This window comes from Streptomyces sp. NBC_01474, from assembly GCF_035918215.1.
Taxonomy (GTDB): domain Bacteria; phylum Actinomycetota; class Actinomycetes; order Streptomycetales; family Streptomycetaceae; genus Streptomyces; species Streptomyces aureus.
Genome location: NZ_CP109449.1, coordinates 7,108,951 through 7,123,963, shown reverse-complemented (window position 1 = coordinate 7,123,963; position 15,013 = coordinate 7,108,951). Strand labels below are relative to the sequence as shown.

General features: G+C 71.6%; 16 protein-coding genes. 8 read left to right on the top strand and 8 right to left on the bottom strand.

The window, feature by feature from the left end; translation table 11 throughout:
* Positions 1–52 precede the first annotated feature (52 nt).
* From OG758_RS32435 to OG758_RS32420, 4 genes are all read left to right on the top strand, one after another.
* A complete protein-coding gene (locus OG758_RS32435; RefSeq protein WP_326713174.1) occupies positions 53–991 on the top strand; it encodes an ACP S-malonyltransferase in 939 nt (312 codons plus the stop codon).
* Positions 992–1,008: 17 nt separating this feature from the next.
* On the top strand, positions 1,009–2,040 hold the full coding sequence (locus OG758_RS32430; RefSeq protein ID WP_266564598.1) for a ketoacyl-ACP synthase III: 1,032 nt from the start codon (positions 1,009–1,011) through the stop codon (positions 2,038–2,040).
* A 70-nt stretch (positions 2,041–2,110) separates the two neighbouring features.
* A complete protein-coding gene (locus OG758_RS32425; RefSeq protein WP_100591921.1) occupies positions 2,111–2,359 on the top strand; it encodes an acyl carrier protein in 249 nt (82 codons plus the stop codon).
* A gap of 83 nt (positions 2,360–2,442) precedes the next feature.
* A complete protein-coding gene (locus tag OG758_RS32420; RefSeq protein ID WP_116502272.1) occupies positions 2,443–3,714 on the top strand; it encodes a beta-ketoacyl-[acyl-carrier-protein] synthase family protein in 1,272 nt (423 codons plus the stop codon).
* Positions 3,715–3,800: 86 nt separating this feature from the next.
* Here OG758_RS32420 and OG758_RS32415 read toward each other — a convergent pair whose 3' ends face one another.
* Positions 3,801–4,295 (bottom strand): DUF3145 domain-containing protein, encoded by a 495-nt coding sequence (locus OG758_RS32415; RefSeq protein ID WP_116502271.1) that lies wholly within the window; start codon positions 4,293–4,295, stop codon positions 3,801–3,803.
* Between the two features lie 380 nt (positions 4,296–4,675).
* Here OG758_RS32415 and OG758_RS32410 point away from each other — a divergent pair, with 380 nt between their 5' ends.
* Positions 4,676–5,596, top strand: a complete 921-nt coding sequence (locus tag OG758_RS32410; protein WP_326713173.1) for an SGNH/GDSL hydrolase family protein — start codon at positions 4,676–4,678, stop codon at positions 5,594–5,596.
* A gap of 31 nt (positions 5,597–5,627) precedes the next feature.
* Positions 5,628–6,620, top strand: a complete 993-nt coding sequence (locus OG758_RS32405; RefSeq protein WP_326713172.1) for an aldose epimerase family protein — start codon at positions 5,628–5,630, stop codon at positions 6,618–6,620.
* A gap of 150 nt (positions 6,621–6,770) precedes the next feature.
* Here the strand turns inward: OG758_RS32405 and OG758_RS32400 are convergent, their stop codons facing one another.
* Positions 6,771–9,215, bottom strand: a complete 2,445-nt coding sequence (locus OG758_RS32400) for a beta-glucosidase (RefSeq protein WP_326713171.1) — start codon at positions 9,213–9,215, stop codon at positions 6,771–6,773.
* Between the two features lie 94 nt (positions 9,216–9,309).
* Here OG758_RS32400 and OG758_RS32395 point away from each other — a divergent pair, with 94 nt between their 5' ends.
* Positions 9,310–9,936 (top strand): TetR/AcrR family transcriptional regulator, encoded by a 627-nt coding sequence (locus OG758_RS32395; protein ID WP_326713170.1) that lies wholly within the window; start codon positions 9,310–9,312, stop codon positions 9,934–9,936.
* Positions 9,937–9,955: 19 nt separating this feature from the next.
* Here the strand turns inward: OG758_RS32395 and OG758_RS32390 are convergent, their stop codons facing one another.
* The 5 genes from OG758_RS32390 to OG758_RS32370 all read right to left on the bottom strand — a co-directional run bounded on the left by OG758_RS32390 (position 9,956) and on the right by OG758_RS32370 (position 13,528).
* Positions 9,956–10,285: a YrdB family protein gene (locus OG758_RS32390; RefSeq protein ID WP_326713169.1), complete on the bottom strand. Its 330-nt coding sequence runs from the start codon at positions 10,283–10,285 to the stop codon at positions 9,956–9,958.
* 19 nt (positions 10,286–10,304) lie between these two features.
* Positions 10,305–11,114: an NAD(P)-dependent oxidoreductase gene (locus OG758_RS32385; RefSeq protein ID WP_326713168.1), complete on the bottom strand. Its 810-nt coding sequence runs from the start codon at positions 11,112–11,114 to the stop codon at positions 10,305–10,307.
* Positions 11,115–11,149: 35 nt separating this feature from the next.
* The gene (locus tag OG758_RS32380; protein WP_326713167.1) at positions 11,150–11,932 is read right to left on the bottom strand and encodes an EI24 domain-containing protein; all 783 of its coding nucleotides are present in this window, start codon (positions 11,930–11,932) and stop codon (positions 11,150–11,152) included.
* Between the two features lie 68 nt (positions 11,933–12,000).
* Positions 12,001–12,423, bottom strand: a complete 423-nt coding sequence (locus OG758_RS32375; RefSeq protein WP_266564579.1) for an organic hydroperoxide resistance protein — start codon at positions 12,421–12,423, stop codon at positions 12,001–12,003.
* Positions 12,424–12,496: 73 nt separating this feature from the next.
* Positions 12,497–13,528: an NADP-dependent oxidoreductase gene (locus OG758_RS32370; RefSeq protein ID WP_326713166.1), complete on the bottom strand. Its 1,032-nt coding sequence runs from the start codon at positions 13,526–13,528 to the stop codon at positions 12,497–12,499.
* 71 nt (positions 13,529–13,599) lie between these two features.
* Between OG758_RS32370 and OG758_RS32365 the strand changes: the two genes are divergently transcribed.
* Entirely contained in the window at positions 13,600–14,106 is a 507-nt protein-coding gene (locus tag OG758_RS32365; RefSeq protein ID WP_326713165.1) for a MarR family winged helix-turn-helix transcriptional regulator, read from the top strand.
* A gap of 81 nt (positions 14,107–14,187) precedes the next feature.
* Here the strand turns inward: OG758_RS32365 and OG758_RS32360 are convergent, their stop codons facing one another.
* Complete coding sequence (locus OG758_RS32360; protein ID WP_326713164.1) at positions 14,188–14,868, bottom strand: SCO2400 family protein; 681 nt, start codon at positions 14,866–14,868, stop codon at positions 14,188–14,190.
* Positions 14,869–15,013 lie beyond the last annotated feature (145 nt).

The following is a 15,013-nucleotide window of genomic DNA, read 5'->3' as shown; positions in this document are numbered from 1 at the left end:
TCGTCCCTGTCCCCACGGGCGGCCGTGGCCGTCCACAAGAGAGAGTGTGAGAGTGCTCGTACTCGTCGCTCCCGGCCAAGGCGCTCAGACGCCCGGCTTCCTGACTCCCTGGCTCGACCTCCCCGGTGCCGCAGACCGCGTCGCCGCGTGGTCTGACGCCATCGGGCTCGACCTTGCCCACTACGGCACGCAGGCCGACGCGGACGCGATCCGTGACACGGCCGTCGCTCAGCCTCTGCTCGTCGCGGCCGGACTCCTGTCGGCCGCTGCACTCGGCGACATCGCTCCTGACGCCGTAGCGGGCCACAGCGTCGGCGAGATCACCGCAGCGGCCTTCGCCGGGGTTCTCGACGACACCGCCGCCCTCCAGCTCGTGCGCAAGCGCGGTCTGGCCATGGCCGATGCGGCCGCCGTGACCAAGACCGGTATGTCCGCCCTGCTCGGCGGCGACCCGGAGGTCACCGTCGCGCACCTGGAGAAGCTGGGTCTGACCCCGGCGAACGTGAACGGCGCCGGCCAGATCGTGGCCGCGGGCACCCTTGAGGAACTCGCCGCGCTCGAGGCCGACAAGCCCGAGGGCGTGCGCCGGGTCGTGCCGCTGACGGTGGCCGGCGCGTTCCACACCCGCCACATGGCTCCCGCGGTGGCGAAGCTGGAAGAGGCCGCCCAGGCCCTGACGCCCGCCGACCCCACGGTCGCGTACGTGTCGAACAAGGACGGCCGGACGGTCGCCACCGGTGCCGAGGTCGTCTCGCGCCTGGTCGGCCAGGTGGCCAACCCGGTCCGCTGGGACCTGTGCATGGAGACCTTCAAGGGGCTCGGCGTGACCGCGCTCGTCGAGGTGTGCCCGGGTGGCACCCTCACCGGTCTCGCCAAGCGCGCCCTGCCGGGTGTGAAGACCCTGGCCCTCAAGACCCCCGACGACCTCGACGCAGCCCGCGCCCTGATCGCCGAGCACTCCTCCGCCGCGGCGGACACGCAGACGGCCTGACAAGGAGCCCCGAGAGCATGTCGAAGATCAAGCCCAGTCAGGGCGCCCCGTACGCGCGCATCATGGGCGTCGGCGGTTACCGGCCGACGCGGGTCGTGCCGAACGAGGTGATCCTCGAGACGATCGACTCGTCCGACGAGTGGATCCGCTCCCGTTCGGGCATCGCGACGCGCCACTGGGCCTCCGACTCGGAGACCGTGGCCGCGATGTCGATCGAGGCCTCCGGCAAGGCCATCGCGGACGCCGGGATCAGCGCGGAGCAGATCGGCGCCGTGGTCGTGTCGACCGTGTCACACTTCAAGCAGACCCCGGCCATCGCCACCGAGATCGCGGACAAGCTCGGCACCGCCAAGGCGGCCGCGTTCGACATCTCCGCCGGGTGCGCAGGCTTCGGCTACGGCCTGACCCTCGCCAAGGGCATGGTCGTCGAGGGCAGCGCCGAGTACGTGCTGGTGATCGGCGTGGAGCGGCTGAGCGACCTGACCGACCTGGAGGACCGCGCGACGGCCTTCCTTTTCGGTGACGGCGCCGGCGCCGTCGTCGTGGGCCCCTCGCAGGAGCCGCACATCGGTCCCACCGTCTGGGGTTCCGAGGGCGACAAGTCCGAGACGATCAAGCAGACCGTGCCGTGGGACGAGTTCCGCGTCGGTGATGTGTCGAAGCTGCCGCTCGACAGCAAGGGCGACATCAAGTTCCCTGCGATCACGCAGGAGGGCCAGGCGGTGTTCCGCTGGGCCGTGTTCGAGATGGCGAAGGTCGCCCAGCAGGCGCTGGACGCGGCCGGGATCAGCGCGGACGACCTGGACGTCTTCATTCCGCACCAGGCAAACATGCGGATCATCGACTCGATGGTGAAGACTCTGAAACTGCCGGAGCATGTCACGGTCGCCCGTGACATCGAGACCACCGGCAACACCTCGGCCGCCTCGATTCCGCTCGCGATGGAGCGGCTTCTGGCGACCGGGAAGGCGAAGAGCGGCGACACCGCCCTCGTCATCGGCTTCGGGGCGGGTCTCGTCTACGCCGCCACGGTCGTTACCCTCCCCTAGGCAGACCGTCCGGATCGCTCCGGGCGGAAACGCCGCCACACCCTCTGGATACATAAGAAGGAGCGCCAACATGGCCGCCACTCAGGAAGAGATCGTCGCCGGTCTCGCGGAGATCGTGAACGAGATCGCCGGCATCCCGGTCGAGGACGTCCAGCTGGACAAGTCCTTCACCGACGACCTGGACGTCGACTCGCTGTCCATGGTCGAGGTCGTCGTCGCCGCCGAAGAGCGCTTCGACGTCAAGATCCCGGACGACGACGTCAAGAACCTCAAGACCGTCGGTGACGCCACCGACTACATCGTCAAGCACCAGGCCTGATCAACAGCTCGCCTAGTGCTGCCGCTCCGCCACCCGGCGGTGGCGCCGCTGAATCCCTCGCATCCGTTGGAGAAAGAATTCCTGTGAGCCCGACCAATCGCACCGTGGTCGTCACCGGTATCGGCGCAACCACACCGCTGGGTGGCGACGCGACGTCCACCTGGGAGGGTCTGGTCGCCGGTCGTTCCGGTGTCCGTCCCCTCGAACAGGAGTGGGCCGCCGACCAGGCGGTTCGCATCGCGGCGCAGATCGCCGTGGAACCGAGCGAGATCATCCCGCGCCCGCAGGCCCGTCGCCTGGACCGCTCGGCGCAGTTCGCGCTGATCGCGGCCAAGGAGGCCTGGGCCGACGCCGGTTACACCGACAAGGCCGGTGAGGACCCCGCCGTCGCCCCCGACCGGCTCGGCGCGGTCATCGCCTCCGGCATCGGCGGCGTGACGACGCTCCTCGACCAGTACGACGTGCTGAAGGAGAAGGGCGTACGCCGCGTCTCCCCGCACACCGTCCCGATGCTCATGCCGAACGGCCCCTCGGCCAACGTCGGCCTGGCCGTGAACGCCCGCGCGGGTGTGCACACCCCGGTCTCCGCCTGCGCGTCCGGCGCCGAGGCCATCGGCTACGCGATCGAGATGATCCGCACGGGCCGTGCGGACGTCGTGGTCGCCGGTGGCACCGAGGCCGCCATCCACCCGCTGCCCATCGCCGCCTTCGGCAACATGATGGCGATGTCCAAGAACAACGACGACCCGCAGGGCGCCTCGCGTCCCTACGACGTCGGCCGGGACGGCTTCGTCCTCGGCGAGGGCGCCGGTGTCCTGGTCCTCGAGTCCGCCGAGCACGCCGCCAAGCGCGGTGCCCGCGTCTACGCGGAGGCGGTCGGCCAGGGCATCTCCGCCGACAGCCACGACATCGTCCAGCCGGAGCCGGGCGGCCGCGGCATCTCACAAGCCCTGCAGAACCTGCTCGACAACACCGACCTGGACCCGGCCGAGATCGTGCACGTGAACGCGCACGCGACCTCGACGCCGGCCGGTGACGTGGCCGAGCTCAAGGCGCTGCGCAAGGTCTTCGGCGACGACACCGACCACATGGCGGTCTCCGCCACCAAGTCGATGACGGGCCACCTCCTCGGCGGCGCCGGCGGTATCGAGTCGGTCGCGTCGGTGCTCGCCCTGTACCACCGGGTGGCTCCGCCGACGATCAACGTCGAGAACCTCGACCCGGAGGCGGAGGCTGCCGCCGACATCGTCCGCGGTGAGGCTCGCAAGCTGCCCGTCGAGGGCCGCATCGCCGCGCTGAACGACTCGTTCGGCTTCGGCGGACACAACGTCGTGCTGGCGTTCCGCTCGGTCTGACCCCCGCGTACACGTACGTAGCCGAAGGGCCCCCACCGTGATGGTGGGGGCCCTTCGGCAACTGCGAACCACTACGTCTGAATGCCTCACACCACCTGGTGCAGCCACCGCACCGGGGCGCCCTCGCCCGCGTAGCGGAAGGATTCCAGTTCGTCGTCCCAGGGCTTGCCGAGGAGCTTGGCGAGCTCGGCCTCCAGGTCCGTCTCGCCGCCCTTGGAGCGCGCGAGCGCGGCGCGCAGCCGGTCCTCGGGGATGAGGATGTCGCCGTGGATGCCGGTGACGGCGTGGAAGATGCCCAGTTCGGGGGTGGCGCTGTAGCGCTCGCCCTCGGCCGTCGCGCAGGGTTCCGCCGTCACCTCGAAGCGCAGGAGCTGCCAGCCGCGCAGCGCGGACGCCAGTTTGGAGGCGGTGCCCGCCTCACCGCGCCAGGAGAACTCGGATCTCCACGTTCCCGGCGCCGCCGGCTGGCGGATCCAGTCGAGGTTGATGCGCGCGCCGAGCACGCCCGCGACTGCCCATTCGACGTGCGGGCACAGCGCGCGCGGTGCGGAGTGCACGTACAGAACTCCACGTGTCGTCACCGGGACCTCCAGTGTGGGACGAGGTTCGCCTTCCCCGGCGGCCTCGCGCCCGTGCCGAGCAGGTTTCCCCAAAGACCGGTTGAACCAGGGGAACCAGGAAAAAAGGGACAGATGTGACGTGATGTAATTTAGCGGAAGCTGCGCTGCGGGGCTTTACCGGGTCGGCCGACCGCCCTGTCGCTACCGCGACAGCAGTGGCCGGGCCGCCACGGGGCGAGGCTACCGTGTGGCGGCGCAAGGAGTGTGACGTACCGTCGGTCCCGGTGCCCTCAAACGCCGACGTTTCACCCGCGGGGACTCAACCGCGGCGGGGTGCACGGCGTCACGTTCGACGGCAGAGGCGCCGGCAGCGGCCGGAAGCGGTGAGAGAGGACAACGGGATGCGGATCCGAAGCCACCGGTCGGCTGCCGTCCGGGCCGCCGTCGCCGGTGTGACGGCGGTTCTGCTCGGCGCCGCGGGCCTCGCCGCGTGCGACGCGATCGGCGGCAACTCCCCGGGGCCGAAGGGCAGTACGGCCGGTACGAAGCCGTCCGCGAAGCCCACCCCCACGTGGGACACGAGCCCGCGCTCCGTTGCCGCCGTGGGCGACTCCATCACGCGGGGCTTCGACGCCTGCTCGGTCCTCACGGACTGCCCGGAGGTGTCGTGGGCGACCGGTTCCGACACCGGGGTGCGCAGTCTCGCGGTCCGGCTCCTGGGGAAGGATCGAGCGGCCACGCACAGTTGGAACTACGCGCGCACCGGCGCCCGGATGGCTGACCTTCCCGCGCAGATGGAGCAGGCGGCCGCGGTGTCGCCGGGCCTGGTGACGGTGATGGCGGGGGCCAACGACGCGTGCCGGCCGACTCCCGCCTCGATGACGCCGGTCGACACGTTCCGCGCCGACTTCGAGGACGCGATGCGCACGCTGCGGCGCGAGGTGCCCAAGGCACAGGTGTATGTGTCGAGCGTGCCGGACCTCAAGCGCCTGTGGTCGGCGGGCCGGACGAACCCGCTGGGCAAGCAGGTGTGGAAGCTCGGCATCTGTTCGTCGATGCTGGCCGACCCGGACGACCTCGCCGCGGCTGCGACGCGGCGCCGGGCGTCGGTGCAGGACCGAGTGGTGGCGTACAACGAGGTGCTCCAGGACGTGTGCGCGAAGGACCGGCGGTGCCGGTACGACGGCGGGGCGGTCTTCGACTACCGGTTCGACGGGCGGCAGCTGAGTCACTGGGACTGGTTCCACCCCAGCAAGGACGGCCAGTCGCGGCTCGCGGCGATGGCGTACCGCCGGGTGACGGCGAAGGAGCCCATCACCTGAGCCGGGGGCTCCCGGGCGTAGGGTCTCGATCATGCGCAGCGAACTCTTCGGCACGCTCCCCGATGGCACGCCCGTCCACCGCTGGACCCTCGAACGCGACGGGGTGCGGGTGCGCGTCCTGACGTACGGCGGGATCGTGCAGTCGGCGGAGGTTCCCGACCGGTCCGGTGCCACGGCGGATGTGGCACTCGGGTTTCCCTCACTGGACGGGTACCTCGCCCACCCGGGTCCTTTCCTCGGCGCGTTGGTCGGCCGGTACGCGAACCGGATCGCGGGCGGCCGCTTCCCGCTCGACGGCCGGATCTACCACCTGGCCCAGAACAACGGGACGAACGCGCTGCACGGCGGCGAGCGCGGCTTCGACAAGCGCGTGTGGGACGCGGACCCGCTGGAGCACGGTGTGCGCCTGCACCGGGTGAGTCCGCACGGCGAGGAGGGCTTCCCGGGGCGCATGGAGGTCTCGGCGACGTACACGCTCGACGAGGGCGGGGCGCTGCGGATCGCGTACGAGGCGGTGACCGACGCGCCGACCGTCGTGAACCTGACGAACCACTCGTACTGGAATCTGGGCGGCGCGGGCTCGGGTGACGCGGCGGGCGGGCACGAGGTGCGGATCGCGGCCTCGCGGTTCACCGCGTCGGACGGGGATCTGATCCCGACCGGGGAGTTCACCGAGGTGGCGGGGACGCCCTTCGACTTCCGGGAGCCGCGGAAGCCGGGGCTCGGCCACGACCGCAACTATGTGCTCGACAAGGGGGTCACCGAGGCGCCGGTGGAGGTCGCCGAGCTGCACGACCCGGCGTCGGGGCGGACGCTGGCCGTCGCGACGACCGAGCCGGGACTCCAGCTGTACACAGCCGACCACTTCGACGAGACGCTGCCGTTCGCACCCGGCGCCGGGATCGCCCTGGAGACCCAGCACTTCCCGGACTCCCCCAACCGGCCCCGGTTCCCGCCGACAGAACTGAGGCCGGGTCAGGTGTTCCGGTCGGAGACGGTGTACGGGTTCGGCACCCGCGCCTGAACCGCAGGATCCTGAACCGCCGGAGCCGGGAGCGAAACCGGAACCCGTACCCCCGCCGGCCCTGGCACCCGCACAAGCACCCACACCCGCCCCGCCTCAGCCCGCTTCCCGCTCCTGCCCCGGCCCCGGCCCCGGCCCCGGCGAATCCGCTCAGACCTTGACCCTCGCGCTCACGCGGCGGTCCGCGACCGAGCGGCCCGCCTCGACCTCGTACGCGCCCGGCTGGTGGGCCCACGCGTCGGCGTTCTCGTCCCAGATCTCGAAGGCCCGGCGCGGCAGCGGGACGGTGACCTCGACGCTCTCGCCGGGTGCCGCCTCGACGCCCGCGAAGCCGGCCAGCCAGCGGGCCGGGCGGGCGGGGTCGGCCTGTTCGGGCGCCAGATAGACCTGGACCACCTCGCGACCGGACCGCTCACCGGAGTTGCGCACCCGGACCACGGCCGTCGCGCCCCCGTCCCGCACCTCGATCGCCTCGTACGTCCAGTCGGTGTAGCCGAGACCGTGACCGAAGGCGTACGACGGGGTGGCGCCCGACCGCTCCCAGGCGCGGTAGCCGATGAACACGCCCTCGGTGTAGGCCAGCCGGCCGTCAGTGGGGGCGACCTCGGTGACGGGCGCGTCATCGAACGTGCCCCAGGTGGTGGGCAGCCGGCCGCCGGGCTCCTCGGCGCCGGTGAGGACGTCGGCGAGGGCGTCGCCGCCCTCCTGGCCGGGGAACCAGCTCAGGAGCACGGCCGCGACGTCCTCGCGCCACGGGAGTTCCACCGGGGAGCCGGAGTTCACGACCACGACGGTGTTCGGGTTGGCGGCGGCGACGGCGCGCACGAGGTCGTCCTGGCGGCCCGGCAGGCGCAGGTCCTTGCGGTCGAAGCCCTCGGACTCGACGCGTTCGGTGGTGGCCACCACGACGACCGCGGTGTCGGCGGAGCGCGCGGCCTCGACGGCCTCGGCGATCAGCTCGTCGGGATCGCGCTGCGGCTCGCGGTGGACCAGCGAGAACGCGATGGCCTGGAGCGGGGCGCCCTCGGGCTTGAAGACGACGTAGCGCAGGGACACGTCGACGGGTTCGCCGGAGACGAGGTCGACGTCCCCGCGGCCGACGGGGCTGCCGAAGAACGCCGCGAACGGGTCGGCGGCGGAGGCCAGCGGCTGCTCCCCGTCGAAGAGGACCTGTCCGGCGACGGTGAGGGTGAAGCCGCCGATGCCCTGGGTGCCGAAGGTGTGCGGCCCGGAGACGCGCGGGGTGAAGGTGCCGGTGAACTCGACGGTGTGCAGGGTGTCGTGGGTGACTCCGTCGGGCAGGTCGGCGCCGATCCACTGGATGCGGCCGCCGGGCACGGAGGCGGTGCCGATGATGTCGCCGGCGGCGTCCAGGCAGCGGGCGCGCAGCTCGAACCCGGCGCCCGCGGCGGCGAGTTCCTCGTTCGGGTCGGCGCCGATCGCGTAGGTGAGCGTGCCCTCGGGGAGCGCGGCGGTCAGTCCGTCGAGCGGGGAGACGACGTGGATGGGGAAGACGGTGGCGGAGCCGCCGCCGAGGACGCGGGCGTCGCGTGCGGCGGCGCCGATGAGGGCGACACTGCCGCCCGAACGCAGCGGAAGCGCACCGGAGTTGCGTACGAGGACGAAGGCGCGGCGAGCGATCTCGCGGGCGAGTGCCTCGCCGTCGATCTCGGCGGGCATCTCGGTGTCGGTGACCTCGGGGGCGGCGCCTTCGAGGATGCCGACGCGGGCGGCGAGGCGCAGCACGTTGCGCACGGCCTCGTCGACGGTGGACTCCTCGACCTCTCCGGCACGGACGGCGGCGGCGAGCGCGGGCCCGTACACCGTCTCCGGGCCGGGCATGGCCACGTCCAGGCCGCCCATGATGTCGCCGGTGGTGGAGCGGGCGGCCATCCAGTCGGAGACGTTGAAGCCGTCGAAGCCCCATTCGCCGCGGAGCACCTCGTTCACGAGGTAGCGGTGTTCGGTCATCGTCGTGCCGTTGACCGTGTTGTAGGCGGTCATGATGCCCCAGGGGTGCGCGTTCTCGACGATCGCCTCGAAGGGGGCGAGGTAGAGCTCGCGCAGGGCGCGGGCGCTGACCACGTTGTCCACGGTGAAGCGGTCCGTCTCGGCGTCGTTGGCGACGAAGTGCTTGACGGTGGTGCCGACTCCGCCGGACTGCACGCCGCGTACGTAGCCGGTGCCGATCGCGCCGGTCAGGTACGGGTCCTCGCTGTACGCCTCGAAGTGCCGGCCCCCGACGGGCGTGCGGTGCAGGTTGACGGTCGGGGCGAGCAGCACGTGCACGCCCTTGCGCCGGGCCTCCTGGGCGAGCAACTGCCCTGCTCTGCAAGCAAGTTCGGGGTCCCAGGTGGCGGCGAGCGCGGTCGGCGACGGAAGGGCGATCGAGGGGTCGTCGGCGGTCCAGCGGATGCCGCGGACGCCGATCGGGCCGTCCGACATCACGAGGGACGCGAGGCCGATGCCGGGCACGGCGGGCAGGGACCACATGTCCTGCCCGGCGAGGAGGCCCGCCTTGGTGTCGAGGTCGAGCTTGCCGAGTGCGGCCTCGACGACCGCCTCGCGTACCTGGTCCTGCTGGTTGTCCGCCACGACGGCGCCTCCTCGTTGAAGTCCGACCCTTGTCCGTCATCCTGCACCCGTTATCTGTAGATCAGTAGGTTTCGTTATCTTGCCGTTATGAACGATGTCGTACGGTGACGGCATGGGTACGAGAACCGCCAGGAGCGAGGAACGGCGCGCGGAGATCCTCCGTGCCGCCCTGGAGGTGATCGCCGAGCGCGGGTACCGCGGCGCGACACTGGGGGCGGTGGCCGAGCGCGTCGGGCTCACGCAGCAGGGGTTGCTGCACTACTTCCGCACCAAGGAGGCGCTGCTCGTCGCGGTCCTGGAGGAGCGCGACCAGTGGGACGCGGTGCCGGACGGCCGGTGGCGCCTCGACCTGCTCGCCTCGCTGGTCGAGTACAACGCGATGCGTCCCGGCATCGTGCAGACGTTCTCCGCGCTGCTCGGCGAGAGCGTCACGGAGGACCACCCGGCGCGGCCCTACTTCACACAGCGGTACGGGAACGTGCGGGAGAGCATGGCCTCCGTGCTGCGCACCGAGTACGGGGCGCGGCTGCCCGGGGGCCTCACACCCGAGCGGGCGGCGCCGCTGCTCGTGGCGGTGATGGACGGGCTGCAGTACCAGTGGCTGCTGGACCCCGAGTCGGTGGACATGCCGGGCGCGTTCCGCGACTTCCTGACACTCATCGAAGGCGACCCGGGTGACAGGGGCGCCCCGGGCGACGCGGGGGACGCAGAACCCGGGTGAACTCCCGTGTGCGCGGCGGCTACTGGCGCCAGGCGACCGCGAGCGTCTTGCTCACCGCGCACACCAGGACGTAGGCGATGGCCCAGCCGACGTCCCCGGCGAGCAGGAGCGCGGCCGCGCCCGCCCCGAACCACACCAGCTCGAAGGCGACCCGGCCCGCGCCCCGCGTCTTGTACGACGCCTTCTGGGACCCGAACAGCGCCCACAGCGTGATCATCACGGCGATGACCCCGAGGCCGAGCAGCCAGGCGAGCGGGGCCGAGACGTCGCGGGTGAACCCCCAGCGCCCGACGGCCCCGAGTGCCGCCAGCTCGATCAGGAAGAGCACACCCAGGTTCGCCGTCTTCATGGGCGCAGTATGACAAGGCCTACCGCTCGCGGATACGGGTGACGGCCCGCGCGATGTCCTCATGGGTGAGGGACGGGTCCGCCGCGGCCTCCTTGAAGTGACCCAACACGGCTTCCATCGCGGGGAGTTCGGTGGTCCCGGTGGCCAGGGCGATGTCCTTGACGGCGAGGTCCGAGCCGAAGTGCACGCCCTCGGCGAAGGCGCGGGCGACGGCTCCGCCGAGGGGGCCCGCGGCGAGGGCGCCCTTCGCGACGTCCTCGGGCAGGCCGAGCGCGTCCGCGAGCGCCATGGCCTCGGCGACCAGGCCGACGCCGCCGATGACTGCGGTGTTGACGACGAGTTTGAGTGCGGCGCCGGAGCCGGGCGCGCCCGTGCGGGTGACCGTACCGAGGTGGGCGAGTACGCCTTCGATCCGGTCCGCGTCGCCGCCCGCGAGGATGCCGAGCTCGCCCGACTCGGCCTTGTCGGTGCTGCCCATGACCGGGGCGTCGACGAGGGTCACCCCGTCACCGAGGCGGGCCGCCAGCTGCCGTACGGCCTCGGGACCGATGGTCGACATCTCCGCCCAGCAGGTGCCGGGCCGCAGCTCGGGCGTGATGGCGTCGGCGACCTCGGACACGGCGTCCGGGGTGGCGAGCATCGTGATGACCACATCCGCGTCGCGCACGGCGTCGGCGGGGCTGTCGGCGAGCGCGGCACCCCGTTCGACGAGCGGGGCGGCTTTCGCCGGGGTGCGGTTCCAGACGGTCAGTGGGTGTCCGGCGTCGAGGAGATGGCGGGCCATGGGCGCGCCCATGTGACCGAGGCCGAGGAAGGCGATCTTTTCCATGCTCCGACGCTAGCCCGTGCCCGCGGCCCCCGGCGTCAGTGCGTGGCCGGTTCCCCGGGCTCCGGGGCCGGTTCCGGGGCCGTCTCGCCGAGCAGGTCACGGGCCATCAGCGTCGCGCCCGCCACCGCGCCCGGCATCAGGAACACGGCGACGAATGGCACCAGGAACGCGACCGCGAGCGGCGTGCCGAAGCCCCAGGCGAGGCCCTTGCGGGAGCGCAACAGGGCGAGGCGCTCTCGGAGTTCGACGCCGCGGCGCTGGAGCGCGACCGCGGCGAGTTCCTCCGTGAGGAAGAAGCCGGTGACGAAGAAGCCGATCACCGGGACGACGGTCTGGCCGACGAGCGGGACGAAGCCGAGGGCGAAGAGCAGGATGGCCCAATCGGCGGCGCGCACCAGGGTGCGCAGGCTGTCGCGGGCCGAGATCCACAGTTCGCGCCAGAGCGGGAGCCCCGACTCGGGGGCGTGGCCGCCCTCGGCGAGGTCGACCTGTTCCGACAGGGACTCGTAGAAGGGCTGGCCGATCAGGAGGGTGACGGCGGTGAAGGTGAGGACGGCGAGGAGCAGGGCCAGGGCGAAGAGCACGGCCGTCAGGAAGCCGCGGAACAGGCCGGCCCACGGCGAGGTCCAGTCGTCGGCGAAGGGGGTCGCCCAGGTGACGAAGTCGTCGCCCCACCGGGTCAGGCAGACCAGCGCGGCCGCGTACAGGACCAGGGTGATCAGGCCGGGCAGGAGCCCCATGCCGAACTGCTTGCCGTGCTGGTTGACCCAGCGCTGGCCCTTCACCAAGTAGCCGAAGCCCGCCCCGAGATCATGCATGGGGACACCCTATGGGGACCGGCCCGCACCCCTTGCGCGGGGTACGGGCCGGGGCCGGGTCGCATCGGTCACACGGAGAGCGTGACCGTGATGTTGCCGCGGGTGGCCTTGGAGTACGGGCACACCTGGTGGGCCTTCTCGACCAGGGACTTGGCGGTGGCCTCGTCCACGTTCGGGATCTTGGCGGAGATCTCGACGATGAGGCCGAAGCCCTCGTCGTTCTTGCCGATACCCACGTGCGCGGTGACGGTCGAGCCGGAGATGTCGGCGTTCTCCTGGCGGGCGACCACGGCGAGCGCGCCCTGGAAGCAGGCGCTGTAGCCGGCGGCGAACAGCTGCTCCGGGTTGGTGCCGGCGCCGCTGCCGCCCTGCTCCTTGGGCGGGTTCACGACGACGTCGAGCTTGCCGTCGTCCGTGGAGACGCGGCCGTCACGGCCGTTCTCCGCGGTGGCCACGGCGGTGTAGACGACGTCCGACTGCTGGATGGGCATCCCGTACTCCCTCATTCGATCCGGTAGGCGGAAAGAGATTACCGAATCACGGAAGAAACGAGCGTGACCGGGGTCACTCACCCAGCTTGACGACCATCTTTCCGATGTTGTCGCCGCGCAGAACCCCGAGGAACGCCTCCAGGTTGTTCTCGATGCCCTCGACGACGGTCTCGCGGTACTTGAGCTCGCCGGAGCGGATCCAGGCGCCGACCTGCTGCACGAACTGCGGCTGGAGGTCGTAGTGGTCGCCGACGAGGAAGCCCTCGATGCGGCCGCGGGTCTGGATCAGGCGGGACAGGTTGCGCGGGCCGGGGGCGGCCTCGGTGTTGTTGTAGACCGAGATCGCGCCGCAGATCGCGATGCGCCCGTCCCGGTTGAGCTGGCCGATCGCCGCTTCGAGGTGGTCGCCGCCGACGTTGTCGAAGTAGACGTCGATGCCGTCGGGGGCCGCCTGCTTGAGCTGCTCGAAGACGGAGCCGTCCTTGTAGTTGAACGCCGCGTCGAAGCCGTACTCCCCGATGAGCAGCTTGACCTTCTCGGCCGAGCCCGCCGAGCCGACGACGCGGCCGGCACCGAGGAGCTTGGCGATCTGGCCGACCTGGCTGCCGACGGCACCGGCCGCGCCGGAGACGAAGACCGTGTCGCCCTCCTTGAAGGAGAGGGTGCGCAGGAGACCCGCGTACGCGGTCAGGCCCGTCATGCCGAGGACACCGAGGTACGCCGACAGGGGCGCGGCCTCCGGGTCGACCTTCACGGCCTGCTTGGCGTCGAACGTGGCGTACTCGCGCCAGCCGTTGAAGTGCAGCACGTGGTCACCGACGGCCACGCCCTCGTCGTTCGAGGCGACGACCACGCCGACCGCGCCGCCCTGCATCGCCTTGCCGAGCTCGTACGGGGCGACGTACGACTTGGCGGCGCTCATGCGGCCGCGCATGTACGGGTCCACGGACACGTACAGGTTCTTGACGAGCACCTGGCCGGGGCCGGGCTGGGCGATCTCCACCTCGGCGAGCTGGAAGTCCTCGGGCTTGGGCCAGCCGACCGGGCGGCCGGTCAGGTGCCACTCGCGGCTGGTGGCGGGGATCTGAGGGGTGTCGACAGACATGGCGGGGCGCCTCCTGATTGCTTCACTTACTGAAACAACCATGCTCCTCGATATTTCATAGTGTCAAGTAAATGGGTACTCTGGAGTACATGGCCGCAAGCAGCTCCGCCCCGAAACCCGTGACGGGCGACCCCGTGACACCCGATCCCGCGACAGCCGACCCGGTGACCGCCGACCTGGTCGAGCTGATCGGCACGCTGGTCTCACGCCACTACAAGGAGTACGAGCAGGCCGCCGGGGGTCAGGGGCTCACCACGGCGCAGGCGCGGGTCCTCGACCTGCTCTCCCGCGAGCCGATGCCCATGCGGCGCATAGCCCAGCAGGTGAACTGCGAGCCGTCGAACATCACCGGGCTCATCGACCGCCTGGAAGGGCGCGGCCTCGTCGAGCGCCGCCCCGACCCGGCCGACCGGCGCGTGAAACTGGCCGCGCCGACGGAAGAGGGCGTGCGGATGGCGCGCGGCGTGCAGGGGAACCTGGGCTTCGCTCGCGGGGCCATCGCCTCGCTGACCGGCGAGGAGCGGGACTCACTGCGCAGGCTCCTCGCCAAGATGATGGACGCCGACACCACGGCCTGACGCCGGCCGTGTCTTCCGGCGACAAGCCGCGGCTTCCGCCAGGAGCCCGTCCGTCGCGGTACCGGCCGCAAGGCGCAACCCTTAGGTGCACCACCACAGGAAGCGGTCGCACGTCTTCGTCGGGGTGGGCTGCGGCGGGGGCGGTGTCGTGGTGGGCCCGGGGGCGGGCGTGCCGGGGCCGGCCGGGGTGTCCGGGGTCGGGGTGGCGGCGGGCACCGAGGTGGCGCGCCCCCCGGTCCCCTCCTGCGTCTCCCCCGCCTTCTTGTCCTTGTCGTCCTTCGCGTCCGTGGACTCCGACGCGGACGGGGAGGGGGACGCCGAGGCGCTCGACGCCTGCGGGTCCGCCTCGGCCGCTGCGGCGCCGGTCGGGGTGGCGGCCGCCGAGGACGCGGCGGCCTCGGCCTCCTGGTCGGCGGCCTCCTCGGCCGACGTGGACGAGCCACGCCCGTCGCCGTCCGCCGACGACTCGGTGCCGAGTTCCGCGAAGCTGAGGCCGCCCGCGGCGAGCGCGAGCCCCGCGGCGGCGATCACGATCTTGTTGCGCCGGCGCCGGTGGGCCCTGCGGGCGCCGCGCTCACGGCGTTCTCTGCGCGAGCGGCGGGTGTGCGTGGGTTCGTCGGCGTGAGAGGCGCCGGCGTTCTCGGCCGACTCCTGCGCCGCGAGCGCCTCCGCGTGCTCGCGGCAGGCTTCGGCGGGCGTGCCGCACCCAGGGCAGGCGAGGGCGCCGTTGAGGTGCCTTCGGCACGGGTGGCAGTAATCCATGACGCATGGAGGCTAGGCGCCGCGCCGGTAACGGAAAAAGCCGGTGCTGTGAATGTTCTGTGCGGAACCGCGTGTTTCGAAGAATTGACCCTGCATACGGCTTCTGTGCACGACGCGGCGGGCAATGCGCTGCGCGAACCATTGA